Source organism: Paenibacillus sp. FSL H7-0690 (genome assembly GCF_037980415.1).
Taxonomy (GTDB): domain Bacteria; phylum Bacillota; class Bacilli; order Paenibacillales; family Paenibacillaceae; genus Paenibacillus_AQ; species Paenibacillus_AQ odorifer.
Genome location: NZ_CP150281.1, coordinates 3,081,752 through 3,102,687, shown reverse-complemented (window position 1 = coordinate 3,102,687; position 20,936 = coordinate 3,081,752). Strand labels below are relative to the sequence as shown.

Genomic DNA, 20,936 nt, shown 5'->3' with positions numbered 1-20,936 from the left:
TTATACCGTTGATTTACTTCCTCGGACCGGATTCGGCTCATTCTACGGGATTTATACCGTTGATTTGCTTCCTCGGTCCGGATTCGGCTCATTCTACGGGATATATACCGTTGATGTGCTTCGTCGAGCCGGATTCAGCTCATTCTACGGGACATATACCGTTGATTTGCTTCCTCGGTCCGGATTCGGCTCATTCTACGGGATATATACCGTTGATTTACTTCGTCGAGCCGGATTCGGCTCATTCTACGGGATATATACCGTTGATTTGCTTCGTCGAGCCGGATTCGGTTCATTCTACGGGATTTATACCGTTGATTTGCTTCGTCGGACCGGATTCGGCTCATTCTACGGGATTTATACCGTTGATTTGCTTCGTCTTCTAATGACTAATATCTGTATATCATGAATATTAGTTATCCTTTTATACCTAGGACAACTATACATCGTAAATCTATGTATGTAAAGTTTCTATTTAGAATCCCTTATTCCCTCCTCATTCATGTATAATAATGGTAATACAAGCAGGATGTTGAGGAGATCAACGATGAGAAAAACAACAATAACAATCTTGAGTTTTACCGTTCTATTCATATTTGTTTTCGTTGGATATATGCTCCGTAACAATTCGATGAACTATTATGAGACGTGGAAGATAAATTGGGGCATATCGATCTCTAAACCTACAGAGTCAAAGGTGATATTTGAAAGTCCACCTAGTTTCCATGGGGATGGCGAAAGCTATTACGTATTAGATTATGACGAAAAGCAATTCAAAGAAATCAAAGACGCAGCATTTTGGCATCCCCTCAATGTTGATTTCATTGACCTCTTAAAAGAGAGGATATCAAGTTTCAAAGACTCTGTGATTGCCATTTATCCCAATGAAAAAGAAAAATACGAAAAATTATTTCAGGCGAACCCTATAGAACTCGAAGAAAGAGGATTGTATTATTATAAGAAAAAAGATGATGGTAGCTACTGTATCGTGATCCTTAACGTGGAGTTACAACGAGTATATATGATGGAATGGACACAATGAAAATTAATAAAGTGAGAATTAAACGACGATCGCTCCCCGGTATTCTGCCAGGGAGAGATCGTCATTTTCTCGGAATGTCTCTTAATTATTATAATCCTCATACTTGTAATCCTCATTCTACTGCCACTGCATTTATATTCTAGGGAAATGAATACATAAAAAAACAACTCCAAGTATCCGTCCAATATATATTGACTCAATATATAAAGGTCTGATATATTGTGATAACGATATACAAATATTTAGAAACTTAAAGGAGGCCCTATTTTGAACAGTCAGGATGTTATTTTAGGCATGCTTATGAAAAAATCGTTGACTGGATACGAAATAAAGCAGTTATTGGAGGAAATATTCTCTAATTTCTATAGTTCTAGTTATGGAACGATTTACCCTACACTTGCTCGCATGGAAAAGGAGGGTCTGATTACTAAGGAAAACATACCTCAGGAAGGTAAGCCTAATAAAAATCTTTTAAACATCACGGATAAAGGAAGAGATAGTTTTAATGCCTATTTACTAGCCCCACTAGAGGCTGACAGTATTAAGAAATCTGATTTTATGATGAGGCTTTATTTTGGTGAATTTGTCGGGTATGAGAAGGTGATTATTTGGTTGAAGCAAGCTCAAGAGGAATCACAACATAAGTTAGATCAATTACTCGCTCAGTATTCGCTTTATAAAGATGAAATGCATCCAGCACAGATCATCTGCATTCAAATTGGCATAGAAGAATATAAGGCTAAACTAACAACCATTGCTGAGGGATTGTTAAACATGGAGAAGTTAGTACTTACGAAGTGAGTTTTAATACGAACCAGGTTAAGATGTACCGCTCATAAAACTTTTAGGAGGAATTGTAGATGAAAACAATTTTTATAACGGGTGCTTCGTCTGGTATCGGTAGAACTACAGCAAAACATTTTGCTGAAAGAGGATGGAATGTGGTAGCCACGATGCGTTCACCTGAACAAGAAAGTGAATTCACTACACTTGATAATGTGTTGGTGTTACGGCTCGATGTTGAGAAAGCAGACACGATTCAACCTGCGTTAGAGGAGGCGATCAAACGGTTCGGTAAAATTGACGTTCTTCTCAATAATGCTGGTTATGGAACAATGGGACTTATAGAAGTAGCTACAGATGAGCAGATCAGAAGACAGTTTGAAGTCAACGTTTTTGGTCTTATCAGTATGACTAAAGCCATGCTGCCACATTTTAGAGCTAACCAAGATGGTTTGCTGATCAATATCTCTTCTATGGGTGGGAAAGTAACCTTTCCTACAATGTCTCTGTATCATTCAACGAAATTTGCCGTAGAAGGTTTTTCTGAATCCGTATCTTATGAATTAGCATCACAAAACATCAAAGTAAAGTTAATTGAACCTGGTGCCATTCAGACAGACTTTGGTAGTAGATCGATGGAGTTCTTTTTTAATGAAGCATTAACGGAATATAAACCTTTTACTACTGCATTTTTGGGTAAATTGGGTGAGATGGAAAAACAACCTGCGTATGCTTCGCCTCCAGAACTTGTTGCGGAAACAATATATCAAGCCGCCACAGATGAGACAAGTCAATTCCGATATGTTGTTGGTGCAGATGCAAAAATGCTCATTCAAATGAAAGAAAATACGGCCGAAGAAGAATATCTGACTAATATATCCCAGCATTTTTCTTAAAAAAGAAAGCTTTAAGTGGAGTCGCTTTTCGGTATTCTAATGAGGAGTGGTCCTCTTTCTTATTGCGAAAAAAAAAATCCCCTTCGATCAACAGTGTTAGGTCCATGAGATCATGAACTTTTTTTCACTGTCTATCCTAAGGGGATTTTACAAACTAACCTATTCGAACACCTTTTCTTGCGTCAAATTTATTTATTAATGCATCGGGGTATTCATTTTATGATTAACAACTACTCTTTTTATGAAGAAAGCAAGAATTAGTCCTACAATCGCCATACTCATTCCGAAAATAAAAGCATTTTGTACACCGTTCGTGAACGCAGGTAACATATTAGCTGGATCTGCTGGGTTCTCCACAGTTTTCATGTAGCTTTTTGAACCCGCGGTCATAATGCTGACTGCTAATGCAGTACCAATGGCACCAGCAACCTGCTGCAGTGTATTCATAATAGCTGTACCATCTGGATAGAGTTCTAGTGGCAACTGGTTAATACCATTCGTCTGTGCCGGCATAAATACCATTGAAATACCAATCATAAGCGTACTGTGAAGTACGATTACGAACACAACCGTAGAAGCTACAGTAATACTGGAGAAGAACCACAAGGCAACTGCTGCAATAATCAGACCTGGAATCACGAGCCATTTCGGACCGTATTTATCAAACATACGACCCATAATTGGGGACATCAATCCGTTTATAATTCCACCAGGAAGCAGCAACAGACCCGCTTTGAAAGCTGTATAACCTTGTCCTTGTTGAAGGTACATCGGAAGAATCAACATGGAGGACAGAATAACCATCATACAAATAAATACCATAGCTACACCAATAGCGAACATTGGATATTTAAAAGCACGCAGATTAATCATTGGCTCCTTCATCTTCATTTGACGAAGTCCAAACAATAACAGTGCTACTACACCTACGATGATTGCAATGATCACTTTCGGACTTCCCCAGCCCGCTTCTTCACCGGCACTGCTGAAACCAAACACAATACCACCAAACCCGAGTGAAGACAACACAATGGAGAGGATATCAATCTTCGGTTTCGTCACCTTTGTTACATTTTGCATGAACAGAATCCCGAATATCAATGCAATCACTAAGAATGGCAATGACAACCAGAAGATCCAGTGCCAGCTGAGGCTTTCAATAAGCAGTCCAGCAATGGTAGGCCCAATCGCCGGAGCAACCATAATAACCAGACCGATCATCCCCATTGCTGCCCCACGTTTTTCAGGAGCAATGATGATAAGGATTGTATTAAACATCAGTGGCAACAGAAGCGCTGTTCCCATAGCTTGAACCACTCTTGCTGTAAGTAAGAACTCAAAGTTAGGTGATACTGCCGCTAGGAATGTTCCTAGGATTGAAAAACATAAAGCCGCTATAAACAGCTGTCTCGTCGAAAACCATTGAAGCAGCATCCCCGAAATTGGTACTAGTATACCCAGTGTAAGCAGATACGCTGTTGTCAACCATTGTGCTGTTGCTGGGGTAATTTGTAGGACATTCATAAGATCACTTAAGGCAACATTTAATGCCGTTTCACTGAACATTCCGATAAAACCTGCTAGTAATAAAGAGACAAGAATTGGAATAGTCTTAAACTTCTTGACCTCGTTTTGTTGGTTCCCTTGCATAGTTGCTTCCACCCTTAGTCCTCCTGATAATCTTATCTATTTGTCTGTATCTAACCAAGTATTACTGGGATAAACTTTGCCGCCGCGAGAAGCGGTTGTTCCTCCCGAAAAGTCAGCGTCTGGAGAAGCGCCCCTTCAAATAAAGAGATTACCACTGAAGCCTTATCGGCCGCGGGCTTGTTCTCCACGCCCTCATCCAAAAGACGTTTCTTGATCACATCCTGCAAGTCCATAAACACAGATTTACACGCAGTCCGCAGCTCCTCACTAATACAGGATGTCTCCGCCGCCAACCAAAAACTAAACGGAACAATCCCTTCGTATGAGGATTCCACAGCATCTTTAGCCATTCCTAGAATGAAATCCTCCATTGCCTCAGACGCACTCTTGCTGTTCTCCATATGATGTCTAAGCTTCTGAGCGACAACTTCACTAGTCCGGTTAATACATGTTAAAGCCAGTTCTTCTTTACCGTGAGGAAAGTAGTAATAAAGAGACCCCTTCGGTGAATCGCTGTCTTTAATAATCTGATTCAGTCCTGTTGCATGATATCCCTGAGAAAAAAACAATTTCGAAGCTGTGTCCAAAATCGCCTCACGCGTATTCGGCTTGTTCGACAAGCTGACACTTCCTTTGCATTATAACAATTGGTCTACATAATAAAACCATATTTCAAAGAGATATGTCAACACATAAATTACTTAAATTCAAAGTAATTTTGGTGGAAGATCGTGGGGGTTGGGTTGGGTTAGCTCCATCCTCCCTATCGGACTCAGATGCAGCTATTTGCGCTAAAACATGCTTTTGGGCTCATTTTCGGACCTGAGCGCCGCTATTCCCCTCAAACCGGACTGTTTTCATCCCTTTTTGTGCTCATAGCTGCATTGGGGTCCGTTAATCTTTCAAAAGGTTACTTTTCCAGCAAATAAGGACTCTGGGGTCCGATGGCTCCTAACTTCGAGCATCCTTCTACTTCACATTTACTTCTCATCGAGCTATTAGCTTCGTTAGTTACTACACTTGTCCCACACTATTTCCGCGCATACATTTGTCCGTGTACTCCCTTGCTTCACACTTACTCTCACACTTTTGTTTTCCCTGTACTACACTTGCTCTCAAGCTAACATTCCTATCGGACTCAGATGCAGCTATTTGCGCTAAATCATGTCTTTTCACAATTTATCGGACCTCACCGTCGCTATTCCACTCCAACCGAACTGTTTTCATCCCTTTTTGTGCTCATAGCTGCATTGGGGTCCGTTAATCTTTCAAAAGGTTACTTTTCCAGCAAATAAGGACTCTGGGGTCCGATGGAGTGAATGAGATGACGTGAAGCAGATGAAGTGAAGCAGATGGTGTGCAGGAGATGGTGTGCAGGAGATGGTGTGCAGGAGATGGTGTGAACGAGAGAAGGCCCAATGTGCTGTGGAGAGGAGGTGAGGACGTAATGTGCTTGGGGTGGAATGCTATTAATGTCCATCTGTATTTTCGCAATAAATTACTACCTGCCTCCATCCAGCCCATCTGCTCCTTCTGCCCCTTCTGCTCCTTCTGCTCCTTCTGCCCCCACTCGCCCCATTTTCTCCATCTGCCCCTTCTAGCCCGTCTGCTTCATCCGCCCATCTGCTCCACCTACCTCCATCCGCCCGCCCCATCTTCCCCATCCGCCTCCAGCCATCTCCATACCTTCTCTCTCCCTCACTAAATTAACTCCCGACACCCCACGTCCGCTTGAAATTCTCTACTTCCCATTCCCGCAATCCCAGCGTATACTATAATTATTCCAATGAGAAAGGTGTGAATAAAATGCAAAACGTGCCCAAAGGAATTCCCCGGCCATTAGTAAAAACTAATCAGGCGTTTATCGTCATTTCTGTAATATTAACCTGGCTAACAGGACAACACTGGATACTAGCGCTGCCCTTGTTTGCCGGATTGCTCGGTCTTTTGTTCGGTTATAATCCCATCATTAAGCTAGCTGCCAGGTTTCTGACAAAAGAGCGTTCCCACTATGTACTCGAAGACTGGTCACAACAACAGTTTAATCAAAGCATAGCTGTCTTCTGCCTCGCAGGGGGTCTCATCAGCTTCATCGTTGGCTGGACGATCGCAGCTTACATTTTCACAGCGCTCGTTGCGGTGGCCGCCACTGTGGCAATCCTAGGTTTTTGTATCGGATGTTTTATCCATTATCAATGGAGAATGTACAATTATAGACGTAAACAAAGCAGCACAAATTAAATTTGTTAATTTTAATCTCTCTCTTCTCCAACAACATCCCAGCGATGGCGAAATTTTAGTAACCGTGGATGCAGTGATGAAGGTGCAGCTGGCAACAATAACCGAATCTTTACAATCCACTCTTCAAAAGAAGAATAAGACGCGAACTGATTCGCCACCTCAGGCGTTAAATACAGAAAAATCGGCGAAGGATAGATCTCCAAAAGATGCCGCAACGCTGAATCAAGCGGAGTATACTTCTTTCGCTTCCCTTCCAAACTCTCTACCGTGATAAAGCTACGCCCTTGCTCCCTTTTCCATTCATGCAGCCGGTCCTCTCGCTTATAATAAGCGCTCACCGGCTCTTTGGTCATCCGTCGCACCGTTTCCTCATGAAGTGGATATAACACCAGTTTGGTGAAACGCCGGTCTGTTGCAGTTTTTGCCGCCACTTCAAGCTCTTGATCTGTTATATGTTCAAAAGAGTCGTAAAACACTAAAGTCCCTTTACGTTGCTCAACTGGCGGCTCATAGCCATAGGGTACATGCTGAATGTCTCTTTTCAATGAAATCCCTCCTGCTTGTTCTATTTATTAATCATATCATGTGACAACAGCAGGGCTATCATTCTTATCCTACAGCTGAAGATGAATGGTTAATGAAATCCTGAACTTTTGATATCAAGGCTGGGTAAATCAAGGGATACGTCAGCTCTTTTGGTATCTCAGTAAATCCTCTGATTTCTGCCATCTCATAAGGAGGAAGTTCTGCGAACTGTTCCACATTTGCAAAATATAACTTACCATAATTTTCTGGAGCGTCGATACTAGTGACCCTATAAATAGCTATTGGAAAAAGTGAGAATTGTTCCGCACCCGTTTCTTCATATAATTCTCTGGCAGCAGCCTGCTCCGGGATTTCACCAACCTCTATATGCCCTCCGGCAAACTCCCACGTCGAACGGTTCTGATGTCTCGCTAAGATCCATTCTTCACCATGTTTAACCATAATAACAACGTACTTCAGCTCAACTTCTTTTTCCTTATCCAAATCATAAAAGTTTACCAGCAATTATATCCCTCGCCTTCCCTCCAGCCTCAAACATTTTTTGCCGCATCCCAAGCCAATTTAAATTCCGCTATATTCCGATACCGCTGCTCCCTCACCGCACTGACAGCCCGCAAAGCAACCTCGTAGAGGGCTTGGCTGGTTTCCCATTTTGCAAACGATCGATCGGATGCTCCTCCTAACAAAACAAATGCTGTGGCGCCCATATTAAATACATTCGTAACTTCATCAATCGGCGCATCCAAGCTAAACTCTTCCGGTGACTTAAATCTGGATGAACCCCAGAAGTTCTCTCCCAGATCATTTACAGTAGGCTTACGTCTATAATAATCAATATCACAAATTTTAGTTTCATCGTTTACAAAATCATATAGAATACTTCCATCATAAAAATCGACAGCCACATAACCCTGTAACTCCACATATTCATGAAACGAAAAGATTACATCTAATGAAGACAGACGTTTTTCAACGGATAATTGCTTATAACGAAAAAAAGGCGACTCCGGATGACTCAGCTTCGCTTCTCCCGCAAACAGCCAATGCGAATGTAAACATTCACCTGCAAACCAATCAAAGACTGCTACATACCCCGACTCAACTTCAAAATGTGACAGTAGCGTGATCAGCGCATCATATCTAAGTTCGTTATATAACGGAATAGCTTCAATTAAACGGTTAACAGCATCCTGAGGATTCCCGGCATAAGTCAAAGGTTTCCCCCCAGCAAATTTCACAAAATACTTCTTCCCCTCCTGCTCCACACCAAAAGAAAGATTTCCGGAGTCTTGCTGATCGAACACTTTAAACACTTTTCCCAGCTTAGTTAACCAAGCAAAATCACAGGCTTCCTGCAATTGAAAAATTACCGCATCGATTTCATATGTATAATATTTTTCGCGCAAATTAACCTCCTACATTCATTATCTAGATTATATCTATTAGCTTCATTCATGGTCTTGTTCGATATTTAATCACTAGAATAATAACCAGCAATACAACACATAAAGACATCGTATTCGTAATCAAAAAAGCTAATCCAACCCCCGTAACCGCCAAACTGATCGCATAAGCTTCCATTAAACTAATCCCGAGCAGCATAAGTAAATACGATTTGAGATTTAAATCGGCTACGGATTTTGATTTGAGGATTTGAACAATCTGCGGGATCCATCCCAAAGAAAGAATCACTCCACCTATTAATTGCATGATTGCAAACATAAGAGCACCTCCACGGTTTTATACAGTTGTATTCCGGGCGGCTCGATCTGGTTCCATTTCATGTAAAAAACAAATAACACTAAGCAAAGTTTAATTTCCCTGCATCTTGCAGCTTACTATACGCATAAGAGGCCGCACCTATAGTTCCTGCTCGACTCCCAAGCTCTGCTTGAACAATTTTACACTTACTGCTTGATAGCTTCAACGCATGCTGATGCACAGTCTCTCTTACAGGTTGGAGCAATTTATCTCCCGCCGCTGCCATTCCCCCACCTACAATAATAAGATCCGGGTTGAGGATATTCACAACATTCGCTAATCCAAACCCAAGTATAGTTCCAGTCTCCTGCATTACTTCCATAGAGAGAGCGTCTCCAAGTTCGTAAGCCTCAGATATCATTAACGCGGTAATTTGCTCATCTTGATCCTTAGTCCAAGTCTGAATTATACTTGTTCGACCTTCTTTCAGCTTTTCTTTAAAAGTATTCACCATGCCAATCGCGGACACATATCGCCCCAAACAACCGGAGCTTCCACATTTGCAGGGACGCCCGTTCCTGTACATATTCATATGCCCAATTTCACCAGCGCTATAAGACGTACCGTAGATCACTTTTCCGTCGTTCACAATACCCGACCCTAATCCCGTTCCCAAGGTAATCAGAACCAGATTGTTATACCCTCTTCCTGCACCTTGTTGCCATTCACCATAAAGATTAACCCTAACATCATTATCAATAAAAGTAGGAAAGTCATAGAATTTTTTCATCTCATCTACAACATGTACATGCTCCCAATCCGGAAAATTCGGTGAGAAAAAAGAAATTCCCGTTACTGGATCAAGTAATCCTGGCACTCCGATTCCCATTCCTTCTACCAAATCTAATGGAATATTCGCTTCATCCGTGATTAAACGTACTGCTTCTCTAATCCGTCCCAACACATGGGCCGGGCCCTTAGCAGCCTCTGTTGGTATAGATCTTTCTTTTACAGCTATAAAATCAGTATCGTAAATCCCTGCTTTAATATTGGTTCCGCCAAGATCAATCCCTAACATATACCGTTTCATAAAAACCTCCAGAATTAGGTATTCTATCGTTTTCGATTAAGTTCTAGTACTAACTGCCGCTTCCGTTTCAGCTAACATCAAGCGGTTCACACCCATCTTAATCTGATTCTCGGTGAGATTGGAATAACCAAGTAGAAAGACAGGACCTTGAGGTTTAATGCCCACAAAATAAGAAGACGCAGGATAAACCCGAACTCCATAGCGTAACGCCAATTCAGCTATACGATGCTCTTCGGCATTGGATTCCAGCTCAATTAATAAATGAAGACCCGCCTCTTCCCCATAATAGCGGACACGACTGCCAAATTCAGCATCCAAACTTTTTACTAGACAAGCCCTGCGGGCAGCATAAAGTTTCCCCATCTGCGTAACATGCCTTGCATAATGTCCATTCTGAATAAATTCCGCCAACGCTTCCTGATCCAAAGCAGAAGACATACGATCTGTTATCCATTTGACCGCCAAAAAAGGTTGAATCAAAGTCGGAGGCAATACAACATAACCTATGCGCAGAGAAGGAAATAACACTTTACTAAAGCTGCCTACATAAATTACTCTACCCTCAACATCTAGTCCAGCAAGTGATGATAGCTTCGGCCCCTCGTACCTGTATTCACTATCATAATCATCTTCAATAATAAAAGCTTGATGGGCTTTGGCCCATTCCAGTAACTGCACTCTTCGTTTCATCGACAGGGTCACCCCGAAAGGAAACTGATGCGAGGGAGTGACATAAGCTAGTTTTGGTTTTTTATGAGGACCTTCTTTGATGGTATCACAGCTTACTTGGAGCTCATCTACAGAGATACCCTCTAGGTCAACTCTGATGGGTGTAACCACCGCTCCAGCGAACGAAAAAATCTCCCGCACAACGTTATGTGATGGATCTTCAACAATAACATGATCACCTTTTGAAACAAAAATTCTCGATAATATATCCAATGCCTGCGTTGCCCCGGATGTAATCACAATTTGCTCCGGAACCACGGGCATCGAACGTGTGGACCGTAATAAACGTGCAATCTCTTGGCGTAGTCCCAAAGAGCCCTCGACCGGGCCGTAACCCAAAGTATCAGGAGATGCACGACGACAGGCATTCATTAATGCTTTTTGCCACTGATCCATTGGAAAAGCGTCCCATGCAGGTACACCGTGCCGAAAATTACATAATACTGTGTTCAAGTCGTTTTCTATAATAGAAGTAGGATTGAGTGTTAGGAAATCAGGACCCTTCGTTATAAAATTGTAAGGGTTCTCAGAATCCTGGGGGTCTTTCTCCTCCACCGGCAGCCCCGTTATATAGGTTCCTGCCCCTTTTCTCATCTCCAGATAACCCTCTGCTTGAAGTAGCTCGTAGGATTGAAGAATTACACTTCTGGATACTTCCAGTTGATTGGCCAAAGTCCTTGATGGAGGCAGTGAATCCCCCCCACTTAAAGCTCCTGAATGGATAGCATTACGAACCTGCTCATAAATTTGACGGCTTAATGGAATAGGTCTTTGTTTATCGAGAGTAATCAGCAATTCATGCTTCATAAGATTTCCTACCCTTCTAATCCGGGTTTTCTTAATGGTTCATAGTAAGGATTTTTACAATTAGTGCTGCAGAAACAGCGCCTAAGATCACGAGTAACAGCGGGATTTTCCTAATTAATACCAGTATAACAGCGACTATACCCGAAGCGATACCTACAAGATTGTCATCTGCGTCCACCTGAAATATCCCAGGAACCGTTAAAGCACTAAGAACCGCGATAGGCAAATATTCCAACAAAGCTTGGACTTTGGAAGAGCCATTCGTATGCTTTGTCAGCAGCAAAGGTACAAAACGAAATGAAAATGTAAGGATTGCCATCCCGATAATGATCAGAATAGTCATACGGATACCTCCTTTTCTACTTCAGCTTGCTTTCGAAATAAGGAGCCTACTGCCATACCCATTAACATAGCTGCAAGTATCGAGGAGTTTCCAAGTACGGGATGTAGAAGCCATGAAGAACCCGCCGCTGCTAAACATATGGCCAAATTCCGAATGCTTCCCTTTAGTTGTGGCACTATTAGTGCTATCAGTAAGGCATATAATGAGGTGTTCAAAGCAGGTAAGTATATAGCCGGAATGTAGGATGCCAGCGATATTCCCGCAGCTGTTGCCAGCAAATTTGCTATATACGGAGGAATTTGTAGACCCAGCAAATATGGAAGTTTTATATTTTCTTTTGAATGATTGCGGGGGATCATACTAACAGCGTACACTTCTTCTGTTAAACTGAACCCAATCCAGACTTTGGACAGTGAATTGATTGTACGGTCAAGCTGACCCCCAAAAGATAGGCTTATAAACAAATATCTTAAATTAATGATCAACGTAAGCAGCAGGATCATTGGAGCGGCGGCACCAGCGGCAAGCATTTTCACGCCAATAAATTGGCTGGCTCCCGCAAATACGAGCGCTGACAATAAGAACACTTCCAGACTCCCCAGGCCTAATCCCTTACCGACCAATCCAAACGTAAAACAAGCAGGAATAAATCCTGCAACAATAGCTACAGAATCCTTAAGACCCGTTCTAAACATCACTTTCTGATCACTCATAAGTTTCTCTCTCCCTTATCGTTGTCCCTAGAGAGAGCATACTTGGATACAATTCTGGTGGAAATAACCGCATGGGTGCGTATGTACCATACCAATTTCTTGACATAGAAAAAAGACCGCCCGCTAAGAGAGCGATCTTTAATGAAGGTTAAACCTCCTGAGGACTTTCTACAATCCCGCTGATTTCTTGTTGAATTTGGGATTTAATCTGATCTACATGGTCAAAATCTGTAGCGTCGGCATAGATTGTCTTTAACTCATCCAAAAATACTTTGGCATCAGTCAGATGTTGAATGGATTGTTTCATGGTGCTGGAATATCGCTCTTTAATACTTGCGATGGCTTCGGCAAAAGCTTCATCCGTACCTGGCTGAATGCACCGTGAATACATATCAACAATCTCGTCGGTAGCACGATCAGGGAAATACTCATGCGGAGCTGTGCTGTCAAAAATAGCAAACCCAAGCTCGCGTACGATAATCATATCAAGGCTGTTCGGATCGAAACCACAGTGGTAAATCTCAACATTGACACCACGTTTTATTCCTTCAGCCGCCAATTTTTTTAAAAGTGTAGATTTACCGGAACCCGCGCGACCTTTTACAAGATATCTTTTTAGCCCTGCGGTTAAATTAGGTACAAAATCCACTGCACCCTTAGGCGTAGCTGCACCTAAAAAACGGTGATCCACCCGGCTTACTTTTTCGAAGTTCTGATCACCATACAGAAGTTGAATATACTCCTGAGTCAGCTCATCAGCGGCTTGGAAATTCATTGTCGCAATATAAATCGCTTCCCATTCGTCATGAATGCGGAGTGCTTCAGCAAAGCCTGAATAAGCGAGTTCATGCTCTTCCGTGTACTGATCAACTAAGCTGTCGATCTCAATACAACGCTGGCTTAACTGGAGCGTATCGACGGCCTGCTCCAAATTCACATGTATGATGGCCTCTTCAGGCAATTCTGGCTTAATGACCCGTGGAGCCGTACCATCTATAATTCCTACTTTTAATTCAGGAATAACCACTCCGTCGAGTGAATCATTATCTGACGCTGTGTGAATTAACCAGATCTCATAACCTTGTTGAGCCAGAAGATCTCCGATTTCTCGAATGATTCTAGTTTTCCCCGTACCGGGGCCTCCTTTTAAAACAAACAAACGTGTTAAACCTTGCAATGACGACTCATAGAGGTTAGAGAAGCCGTGAGCTGTGTTGCCGCCAGCAAAGAAATTCAGGATTGTTCCGTCCATAATCGCACACCTTTCCGGGCTGATGTCATGTTTCATTGTTCATCTTATTAACGTTCTGCGGGAAGGGTGACGCTTTAGAAATCGAAGTTAAGCAGGAATCTAACATTTATGTGACAACACACTCTTAGATTATTCTTAATTGTATTTGCTCAGTATCTCTTTCGCTTCCCTCTGCGTCATATTTCCTTGCTTGACTTGTTGCTCACAGTAAGGTTTAACCTTAGCAAGAAGCTCTTCCTTCGTGTCAAACGGGCCAAATGAGATAACCTCACCGTTGTCCGACGAAATGGTTTCACTGTAGACAGAAGTACTTATTTCAGTCGCATTAGAGGACAACATCATGTCGTCCTGACCATTCACGGTCTTTGAAATTTTTGTCCCGTTCTTAATATCAGCAAGATTTTTTTCATACCTAGCGATAACATCATCCACACGCTTCTGTGTCCATGTGAACCACCCATCTCCTGAGGTCCATGCTTTTCCTCCAATTATTTTTGGGAGTTCTATTTTTTCATCTTCGAGCCAAGCTTTGTATTCATCATAAGTCCACCATTCTACATCTGAAACGGGATATTTTGCTTCATACTCCACTTGGCTCATCCATGTCTTTCCTCCATTCGTTGAGTACTGAATATTATCATTGTCCCCACGAGTCAACACAGATGAATCTTGATTCGTCTTCAAGCCAACAGACTTCGCTGAACTGGTTGCAAAAACAGCCGTAGCACCAACAACTAAGACAATGGCTAGAACAGTCGCAGCGGTGGTCGTTTTTTTCATCTTCATAATCATCATAATCCTTTCTTCAATCGCATTTTTTGAAAAATGATTGCTTAAAGGGTTTAGCTTATTCTTTCGTTCTTCCATTGTTATAAGAGACATCGCATAAGCTCTTTTCGTTGTTTCGCCAAATGATCGCACAACCGTTTCATCACAGGAATGTTCAATATCACGATTAGCCAGCATATACATGACCCACACTAACGGGTTAAACCAATGAACACAGAGAACAGCTGTTAATATCAGCTTCGTTATCTGATCGAATCGTCGAATATGTACTAGTTCATGCATAAGAATGTATTGTATCTGCTCAATATTACTCCAGTCTGTATTTTTCGGCAGTAGGATTACTGGATGCTTAATTCCATAGGTTAGGGGTGAACGGATTAAATCCAATTGCCGGATCTGTATCGTGCGAGTCAACTTATGTTCATCTAGCCACTTCAAAGCAACGGGATGATCAACAGGCAAAGAAGCATGAAATTCTCTTCGACATTTCACATAAGTGATGATGAAGTACAATGCGGAAATAACCATACCCATTATCCAAATGACTAAGATAGACGAGATAGCAAAAGACAAATGGTTATTAATCGACTGAACCTCAGACGTCGAAGTCGAACCTACTAGATTCATGGTTAAGGTTAGTGGGGAGGACGGATTAACGAAAGTCACATTGTTCGAATTATTCAAAGGTAAACTATCAACCCATGTGTAAATACTAAATGGTGACGGCAAAGAAAAGGGAATCAGTAGTCTGTATACAACCACCCCCCATAACACCATAAAGGTTTTCTTAGGCAGCTTATTGATGACCAGCGCTCGAATGACAATAATAGCCACGATCATCACCGCAGCAGTAAAACTCATATTCATAAAGGTGCTCATAGGCCATCACCTCATTCAACGTTATCGACGATTTGTTTGAGCTTCTCAATCTGTTGAGCAGATAATTTCTTACGCCCAAGTAAGGATGCAAATAACTTGTCGACAGAACCATTGAACACCTTGTCAATCAGCTCATCTGTCTCCATTTCTTGTACCTGCACCTTAGCAATTAACGCATGACACATAAAATTAGGTTCATAGCGCTCAATTGCACCTTTACCAATACACTTTTTGATAACAGTATAAGTTGTATTCATATTCCAACCAATCTCAGCCTTCAAAATATCAGAAATTTGTTTGGCAGACCTATCTCCTTCTTTCCATAACACTTCCATTACTTTAAGTTCCGAATCAAAAAGTTTAATAGTCATTTAAATCATCTCCTTACACTATTGCAATAGTTTGGGTCTTGGATACAGACTACTCCAATAGTTTGACGAAGTCAACACTGCTGCTATAGTTATTTTCAACAGGAAAATTCGTGGATGTACTGAAACTTCCGAGGAAATGGCAAACTAAAGAAAGGGCTACCACTAGGCAGCCCTCTTTAATCTTTTGAATACCATCCGACATCACTTCACAAAACGATCCAAAAACCTCTTAATGACGGGAACATCTGGAGGAGACAGCTCGCTTGGCAATTCTGCATAATTAAAAAAACGCAATTCTTGCACTTCAATTCCATCTACTTTTAGCGCCCCATCAAAGTCTGTGCATAGATACGCAGCCACAACATTATATACTTCATCCCCGTGCGGGTATTTATAATAAAGATCTTTTCCAGAGAACATGTCGAACAATTCAAGACCTTTGGCTGTTAAGCCCGTTTCCTCAAAAAGCTCCCTCTTAGCTACCTCTTCTAAAGTCTCCCCAAGCTCCATCGAGCCACCTGGCAAACCCCAGCATCCGTTGTCCGTTCTACGTTGTAATAATAATTGATGATTGCTGCACAATAAAACACAGGCTCCTGCCATTATAAGCGGTCTGGTACCTACCAGCTTTCTTAACTCCATAATATAATCGCTCAAAAAACTACATCCTTTCTTCTAATAGGCTCAAATATCCTAAGCTAATTAAAGTTTATTTCTTTTTCTGCACATGAAAACCATTGTCTTGCGCGTAATTTTCAATGCTCCAAATACCTCTTCCCCGCTCTCGCGCCTTATCCTGAATCGCTCGAAATTGATCTACGTATTTTGTATTAGGTGCAAATACATAGGCTACACGTGCATAACCCTGCTCTAGCAGAATCTCATTGAACATTTTCCCATCTATATAGAGGTAACAAAGTAGGCGGCCATATTTGTCCCGCTCCGATACATCTAGTTCAATTTGTACATCTTTATCCGTAAGCATCTTTTTGGCGAAATCAGAAGCTTCTAGCGAAAAGGGCTGTGGTTCGGGGATGTTCGGATTCACTGACTCTGGAGTATCGACCAGCAATAAACGAATGGTTTCCTTTTTGCCGCCTATAGTCAGCTTCATGGTGTCACCATCGACTACTCGTGTTACCTTTGCATCTATTAAACGTTTGTTGTCCTCTGTTGTATTGTCTGGCGTAGAACCCAATCCAGAACTGGAATCAGCCGTAATCGTTGGAACTGGCTCTAAAGTAATCTGCTCGGCTAAGTTGCAGGCAGTTGTTGTTCCAAGTAAGAGTGTGATAGCTAAAAATCTTTTTACTAGATAAATCTTATTCATTGTTAACCTCTTTCTTATACACGTATGTAATTTCATGGGGTCTATTAAAAATAAATTAAAAAACTTAAAAACACAAGACTGTACAACTAATCATAGAAAACAGCGACAGCCATGTACCAGAAAAAAGATACTTGGCTATCGCTGTTTCGCCTTTACTCTACTTCCACCACGTTTAATTTGGAAATCTTTATTTTGATTATGATCGATAAGAAAGCAAGCAGGGAAAACATAATTCCGATCCAGATGAGTTGATGTATTCCTGCGTGAAAAATAACCCAACCACCGATAGCAGTCCCTATAGTAATTCCAAGGTTGGAAAATGAGATAAACAAGCTGTTACCGAATTCGGGAGCTTCTTTCGCTTCGGTCGTTAACCATGCTTGACTGACAATCAGTCCGCCGGAATGCACTGCCCCCCAAATGATTATGATAACAACCATCGGAAGGAAATAAGAACCTAGATAATATACGAATAAGTAAGTTACCGCATATAACAATGGAAACATGATAACGGTCTTTGTAATGCCTTTATGCAAAAGGCTTCCAAATAAAAAATTCCCAAAAATCATGATTATCCCAAAGGCCATCAACATGATACTAATCCATGACCCGTTCATATGTGTTACCTGCCCAAGATATTCAGCAAAGTAACTGTACACAGAAAACATAGCTGCAAAGATAAAAATAACTGCCACAATATTTAACCACAATAGGGGTTTGCGTAAAATATCAAGTTGTTTACCATATGACATTTTTTCTTTAACTGGCATGGAAGGAAGCCAAGCTAGTATTCCTAAAAAGGCAATTATACTTACGACAGCTCCAAACAGAAAAGCGACTTCTAACGAAATTTTGTTCGCGAGATAAGAAGTCAAAGGCACACCAAAAGCAAACCCGACCGTTATTCCGGCGAAAACCTTTGTAACTGCTTTGGTGCTCTTTTCCGGAGGGACAAGTTGGGCAGCGGTAACAAGTGCAACTGAAAAAAACACGGGATGAAAAATAGCAGGGATAATACGGAAAATCAGCATTACTTCAAACATGGTCGTATACGCATAAACAATATTTGAAATTGCAAAAATAAGTACAGCAGTTAATAGAATTATTTTACGATTAATTCCAGAAGCCAATAAGGTCAGAAATGGACCTGAAATAGCAACAACTAAAGCAAATATACTTACAAGCCATCCAGACTGAGAAGTTGATATATTAAATTTTTGAGTTACCTGTGGCAGAACACCTATAATCCCCATTTCCGTTGTAATAATGCCAAATACGCCTAAAGCCAAAATAATAATAAGCAAAGGGTTAACCTTTTTCATTTTAAAATAATCCTCCATTTATATTCACATATTTAGATTTGTAGATATGTATTACCAAAAAAAAGCCCTTCCTCCTTTCTTCTATAGTTTCTCTTTAATATAATCGGAAAACTCTTGAATTGTCTTTTCGTTTCGACGATAATACGTCCACTTCCCAATTCGCTCAGATTCCAGCAAACCAGCTTTTTGCATAGTCAATAGATAGCTCGAAATAACCGACTGTGCAAGCCCCGCTTTAGCTTGAATATCTCCCACGCAAATCCCAATTTGAAAATTTAGGCCTTGTTGTAAATAAGGCTTTTCATCAAAAAATTCCTCGGGAGTTTTTAGCCACATCATAATTTGACTGCGAGTCTCGTTAGACAACGCTTTGAATATCAATAAAGGTTCCATGTGTTCCATTATATCTATTTTTATAGATTTGTAAATACAAAAGATGCCGATGTCTCGTTGTTGCAATAACATTATGTAGATTCATGTTTCGTATCGAATTGTTCGTTTAGTGAATTAAATATTTCCATATCAACCAGCACAGCAGTACGGATACCCAAGAAATGAAACCGAAAATCATCACGATTTTGTTTTCACTCCATCCGTATTTTAAGCTGAAGTGGTAATGGATCGGAGCCATCCGGAATAGCCGCAGCTTCGTCCGTTTGTAGTACCAAACTTGTAAAATGACCGACAACTGCTCCGCAAAATAAACGAAAAACAAAATCGGAATCAAAAGCTCAACCTTTTCAATGACAGCCAGAACGGAAAGGGAGCCACCGATCGCGAGTGATCCAGTATCGCCCATAAACGCTCTTGCTGGATAAATATTGTAAAGCAAAAGCCCTAGCAGACAACCGATCATAACAAGTGAAAAAGTCTGCACTTCAGGTTTGTCCGAGATCATAAAAAAGAAAAAATACGACGGTATGGCAACATTGATCAGTAGCCCATCGAGACCATCTGTAAAATTGATGGCATTCGCGGAGCCGACCACAAACAGCAAAATGATAGTCACATAAAGGTATAAAGGCAACTGCAGATTTTGGCCTTTAAATAACTCGATATTACTCGTCAGGCCGAACGAATGGAACAACACATATAATATAATTCCAGTAAAAAGAAATTGAAGCACTAGTTTTGAGCGGCCGCTGATGCCGGATGGGTTTTGCCAAAAAGCCTTTTTGAAATCATCCAAAAATCCAACTGAACTAAACAACAAAAACACAACGCATAAGAGTAACATTAGAGGCCCGGGTTGAAACTGCAGCGAAATCGCTATCCCGATAAGCAGGATCAACCCTGCCATTAGTGGTGTACCCCGTTTGGCCTGATGATCTGCTGGAAGCTCGGCACGAATCGGCTGCGTCAACCTCAGTCTATGCAGCGTCCAGATCAATAGAGGTGTAAACACCGCCACCAGAAGAAAAGACAGGCCGGAAACAGCCAGAATTCCATACATACAACAAACGAACTCCCCTCTTTGAAAAGATCATTTATAATACTCACAAAATATTTCTAGAGTTAATGAGGTCGTCTGTAATTATGTACTCTTTTCATCTGTTGATAAAGAGAAATTATTCTATTTTTATTTCCTGTTTTCAATGCTCATCTAGCATACTGCATGTATGTTAAATAAGAACTAGTTCTTGAATATACCATCCATATACTCTCTCCAGTAATCAACAATCCAGTCGTTATATTTTGTATATAGTATCTTTAGATTTGGTACTGAAAGAGCGTAAGCGATACATCCTCTATCATCATACATGTGAAATAGAATGTTCTTTTCTCGACTTAGAAAGTAAACTTTTTGCCCAATGGAAGGTTCTCTTCCCTGCTCATAATGAGAAATCCCTTCAAAAATTTTCTTATATGGAATCGAAGAAACTATCCCCGACAAAACTATAAGTTGATACTCATTTTTAACTTGAATGCTGTTACCGTTGTCATCTTTTTCTTCGTCGATCTCAAAGAAGGTCTCCCTTTCTATAGCTCTATCTTGAAGTATTTCATATAGATAGTCAGGGGTTGTATTTCCAAACATGGGATCTGCATTTGCTCCCCAATCTTTGATTAAAACATATATAACATCATTCGGTTTAAACAATTCTTCGAATATTATATTTACCCTTTTATTTACTTGATCAATTCTCTTTTTTGATCCGTTTCGATAAGGATTTCCTAACTCAAAACGGATGTTGATATCGCTCCAATATTCAGGAAAATTGTCATTTATATAATCACATGTTTCTTGTAGCATTTGATCCCCTCCATTCTTATTTATACCACAATTCAATTTTCAGCCGTAGTCATATAGCTGTGAAACTGCTGGGAATTTTCTTCTAGCAGATCCCGAAGCTAAATTTGCACAATGAGCAACTTTGCACTTTGGGCAAGTTTGCGATAGAATATAATCTGCAATACTAATCCTCACAGAGGTAACCTTGGAAAAATTGAA

24 protein-coding genes are annotated in these 20,936 nt (G+C 41.0%); 5 read left to right on the top strand and 19 right to left on the bottom strand.

All coding sequences use genetic code 11. The features are described 5' to 3' along the window. The first annotated feature begins 64 nt into the window (after nt 1-64). From MHI32_RS13720 to MHI32_RS13705, 4 genes are all read left to right on the top strand, one after another. Nucleotides 65-409: a hypothetical protein gene (locus MHI32_RS13720; protein WP_340012534.1), complete on the top strand. Its 345-nt coding sequence runs from the start codon at nt 65-67 to the stop codon at nt 407-409. Nucleotides 410-547: 138 nt separating this feature from the next. Beyond that, nucleotides 548-1,042: a hypothetical protein gene (locus tag MHI32_RS13715; RefSeq protein WP_076280735.1), complete on the top strand. Its 495-nt coding sequence runs from the start codon at nt 548-550 to the stop codon at nt 1,040-1,042. A gap of 267 nt (nt 1,043-1,309) precedes the next feature. Next, nucleotides 1,310-1,843, top strand: a complete 534-nt coding sequence (locus MHI32_RS13710) for a PadR family transcriptional regulator (RefSeq protein ID WP_081388325.1) — start codon at nt 1,310-1,312, stop codon at nt 1,841-1,843. Nucleotides 1,844-1,902: 59 nt separating this feature from the next. Next, entirely contained in the window at nt 1,903-2,721 is an 819-nt protein-coding gene (locus MHI32_RS13705; RefSeq protein ID WP_340012533.1) for an SDR family oxidoreductase, read from the top strand. A gap of 195 nt (nt 2,722-2,916) precedes the next feature. Here the strand turns inward: MHI32_RS13705 and MHI32_RS13700 are convergent, their stop codons facing one another. Then, nucleotides 2,917-4,371 carry a DHA2 family efflux MFS transporter permease subunit gene (locus MHI32_RS13700; protein ID WP_340012733.1) on the bottom strand — a complete coding sequence of 485 codons (1,455 nt, stop codon included), beginning with the start codon at nt 4,369-4,371 and terminating at the stop codon, nt 2,917-2,919. A 50-nt stretch (nt 4,372-4,421) separates the two neighbouring features. Further along, nucleotides 4,422-4,991, bottom strand: coding sequence for a TetR/AcrR family transcriptional regulator (locus MHI32_RS13695; protein WP_076186025.1), 570 nt, complete (start codon nt 4,989-4,991; stop codon nt 4,422-4,424). Nucleotides 4,992-6,177: 1,186 nt separating this feature from the next. Between MHI32_RS13695 and MHI32_RS13690 the strand changes: the two genes are divergently transcribed. Further along, nucleotides 6,178-6,612: a DUF4395 domain-containing protein gene (locus MHI32_RS13690; protein ID WP_076126204.1), complete on the top strand. Its 435-nt coding sequence runs from the start codon at nt 6,178-6,180 to the stop codon at nt 6,610-6,612. Between the two features lie 11 nt (nt 6,613-6,623). On the opposite strand, the gene MHI32_RS13685 is transcribed toward MHI32_RS13690, so the two are convergent. The 17 genes from MHI32_RS13685 to MHI32_RS13605 all read right to left on the bottom strand — a co-directional run bounded on the left by MHI32_RS13685 (nt 6,624) and on the right by MHI32_RS13605 (nt 20,738). Continuing rightward, entirely contained in the window at nt 6,624-7,157 is a 534-nt protein-coding gene (locus tag MHI32_RS13685) for a hypothetical protein (protein WP_076126201.1), read from the bottom strand. A 64-nt stretch (nt 7,158-7,221) separates the two neighbouring features. Next, nucleotides 7,222-7,662 carry an NUDIX domain-containing protein gene (locus MHI32_RS13680; protein WP_076218016.1) on the bottom strand — a complete coding sequence of 147 codons (441 nt, stop codon included), beginning with the start codon at nt 7,660-7,662 and terminating at the stop codon, nt 7,222-7,224. Nucleotides 7,663-7,688: 26 nt separating this feature from the next. Then, entirely contained in the window at nt 7,689-8,564 is an 876-nt protein-coding gene (locus MHI32_RS13675; protein WP_076190053.1) for a serine/threonine protein kinase, read from the bottom strand. Between the two features lie 46 nt (nt 8,565-8,610). Further along, nucleotides 8,611-8,880 carry a PQ-loop domain-containing transporter gene (locus tag MHI32_RS13670; protein WP_076126195.1) on the bottom strand — a complete coding sequence of 90 codons (270 nt, stop codon included), beginning with the start codon at nt 8,878-8,880 and terminating at the stop codon, nt 8,611-8,613. Nucleotides 8,881-8,959: 79 nt separating this feature from the next. Further along, nucleotides 8,960-9,949: an ROK family protein gene (locus MHI32_RS13665; protein WP_076190051.1), complete on the bottom strand. Its 990-nt coding sequence runs from the start codon at nt 9,947-9,949 to the stop codon at nt 8,960-8,962. Between the two features lie 36 nt (nt 9,950-9,985). Next, on the bottom strand, nt 9,986-11,485 hold the full coding sequence (locus MHI32_RS13660; RefSeq protein WP_339248566.1) for a PLP-dependent aminotransferase family protein: 1,500 nt from the start codon (nt 11,483-11,485) through the stop codon (nt 9,986-9,988). Between the two features lie 31 nt (nt 11,486-11,516). Then, nucleotides 11,517-11,828 carry an AzlD domain-containing protein gene (locus MHI32_RS13655; RefSeq protein WP_036686713.1) on the bottom strand — a complete coding sequence of 104 codons (312 nt, stop codon included), beginning with the start codon at nt 11,826-11,828 and terminating at the stop codon, nt 11,517-11,519. Then, a complete protein-coding gene (locus MHI32_RS13650; RefSeq protein ID WP_076190048.1) occupies nt 11,825-12,541 on the bottom strand; it encodes an AzlC family ABC transporter permease in 717 nt (238 codons plus the stop codon). The genes MHI32_RS13655 and MHI32_RS13650 overlap by 4 nt, the downstream gene beginning before the upstream one ends. Before the next feature lie 148 nt (nt 12,542-12,689). Continuing rightward, complete coding sequence (locus MHI32_RS13645; RefSeq protein ID WP_339248564.1) at nt 12,690-13,793, bottom strand: PRK06851 family protein; 1,104 nt, start codon at nt 13,791-13,793, stop codon at nt 12,690-12,692. A gap of 135 nt (nt 13,794-13,928) precedes the next feature. Then, nucleotides 13,929-15,461: a M56 family metallopeptidase gene (locus tag MHI32_RS13640; RefSeq protein WP_339248561.1), complete on the bottom strand. Its 1,533-nt coding sequence runs from the start codon at nt 15,459-15,461 to the stop codon at nt 13,929-13,931. 11 nt (nt 15,462-15,472) lie between these two features. After that, entirely contained in the window at nt 15,473-15,832 is a 360-nt protein-coding gene (locus MHI32_RS13635; protein WP_076126183.1) for a BlaI/MecI/CopY family transcriptional regulator, read from the bottom strand. A gap of 201 nt (nt 15,833-16,033) precedes the next feature. Then, the gene (locus MHI32_RS13630; RefSeq protein WP_076126240.1) at nt 16,034-16,474 is read right to left on the bottom strand and encodes an NUDIX hydrolase; all 441 of its coding nucleotides are present in this window, start codon (nt 16,472-16,474) and stop codon (nt 16,034-16,036) included. 67 nt (nt 16,475-16,541) lie between these two features. Next, a complete protein-coding gene (locus MHI32_RS13625; RefSeq protein WP_340012529.1) occupies nt 16,542-17,162 on the bottom strand; it encodes a thermonuclease family protein in 621 nt (206 codons plus the stop codon). Between the two features lie 152 nt (nt 17,163-17,314). Continuing rightward, nucleotides 17,315-18,484 carry an MFS transporter gene (locus MHI32_RS13620; RefSeq protein ID WP_076309269.1) on the bottom strand — a complete coding sequence of 390 codons (1,170 nt, stop codon included), beginning with the start codon at nt 18,482-18,484 and terminating at the stop codon, nt 17,315-17,317. An 81-nt stretch (nt 18,485-18,565) separates the two neighbouring features. Continuing rightward, nucleotides 18,566-18,877, bottom strand: coding sequence for a helix-turn-helix transcriptional regulator (locus MHI32_RS13615; RefSeq protein ID WP_076190171.1), 312 nt, complete (start codon nt 18,875-18,877; stop codon nt 18,566-18,568). A gap of 106 nt (nt 18,878-18,983) precedes the next feature. Next, entirely contained in the window at nt 18,984-19,937 is a 954-nt protein-coding gene (gene mraY / locus MHI32_RS13610) for a phospho-N-acetylmuramoyl-pentapeptide-transferase (protein ID WP_076279012.1), read from the bottom strand. A gap of 180 nt (nt 19,938-20,117) precedes the next feature. Further along, nucleotides 20,118-20,738 (bottom strand): DUF3885 domain-containing protein, encoded by a 621-nt coding sequence (locus MHI32_RS13605; RefSeq protein WP_076305484.1) that lies wholly within the window; start codon nt 20,736-20,738, stop codon nt 20,118-20,120. Between the last annotated feature and the right edge of the window lie 198 nt (nt 20,739-20,936).

Coding starts and splice junctions, on each gene's coding strand:
- MHI32_RS13630 (WP_076126240.1), bottom strand. CDS start 16,474: ATGGAGTTAAGAAAGCTGGTAGGTACCAGACCGCTTATAATGGCAGGA.
- MHI32_RS13650 (WP_076190048.1), bottom strand. CDS start 12,541: ATGAGTGATCAGAAAGTGATGTTTAGAACGGGTCTTAAGGATTCTGTA.
- MHI32_RS13660 (WP_339248566.1), bottom strand. CDS start 11,485: ATGAAGCATGAATTGCTGATTACTCTCGATAAACAAAGACCTATTCCA.
- MHI32_RS13700 (WP_340012733.1), bottom strand. CDS start 4,371: ATGCAAGGGAACCAACAAAACGAGGTCAAGAAGTTTAAGACTATTCCA.
- MHI32_RS13655 (WP_036686713.1), bottom strand. CDS start 11,828: ATGACTATTCTGATCATTATCGGGATGGCAATCCTTACATTTTCATTT.
- MHI32_RS13640 (WP_339248561.1), bottom strand. CDS start 15,461: ATGAGCACCTTTATGAATATGAGTTTTACTGCTGCGGTGATGATCGTG.
- MHI32_RS13615 (WP_076190171.1), bottom strand. CDS start 18,877: ATGGAACCTTTATTGATATTCAAAGCGTTGTCTAACGAGACTCGCAGT.
- MHI32_RS13690 (WP_076126204.1), top strand. CDS start 6,178: ATGCAAAACGTGCCCAAAGGAATTCCCCGGCCATTAGTAAAAACTAAT.
- MHI32_RS13705 (WP_340012533.1), top strand. CDS start 1,903: ATGAAAACAATTTTTATAACGGGTGCTTCGTCTGGTATCGGTAGAACT.
- MHI32_RS13605 (WP_076305484.1), bottom strand. CDS start 20,738: ATGCTACAAGAAACATGTGATTATATAAATGACAATTTTCCTGAATAT.
- MHI32_RS13635 (WP_076126183.1), bottom strand. CDS start 15,832: ATGACTATTAAACTTTTTGATTCGGAACTTAAAGTAATGGAAGTGTTA.
- MHI32_RS13645 (WP_339248564.1), bottom strand. CDS start 13,793: ATGGACGGAACAATCCTGAATTTCTTTGCTGGCGGCAACACAGCTCAC.
- MHI32_RS13620 (WP_076309269.1), bottom strand. CDS start 18,484: ATGAAAAAGGTTAACCCTTTGCTTATTATTATTTTGGCTTTAGGCGTA.
- MHI32_RS13670 (WP_076126195.1), bottom strand. CDS start 8,880: ATGTTTGCAATCATGCAATTAATAGGTGGAGTGATTCTTTCTTTGGGA.
- MHI32_RS13715 (WP_076280735.1), top strand. CDS start 548: ATGAGAAAAACAACAATAACAATCTTGAGTTTTACCGTTCTATTCATA.
- MHI32_RS13665 (WP_076190051.1), bottom strand. CDS start 9,949: ATGAAACGGTATATGTTAGGGATTGATCTTGGCGGAACCAATATTAAA.
- mraY (WP_076279012.1), bottom strand. CDS start 19,937: ATGTATGGAATTCTGGCTGTTTCCGGCCTGTCTTTTCTTCTGGTGGCG.
- MHI32_RS13625 (WP_340012529.1), bottom strand. CDS start 17,162: ATGAATAAGATTTATCTAGTAAAAAGATTTTTAGCTATCACACTCTTA.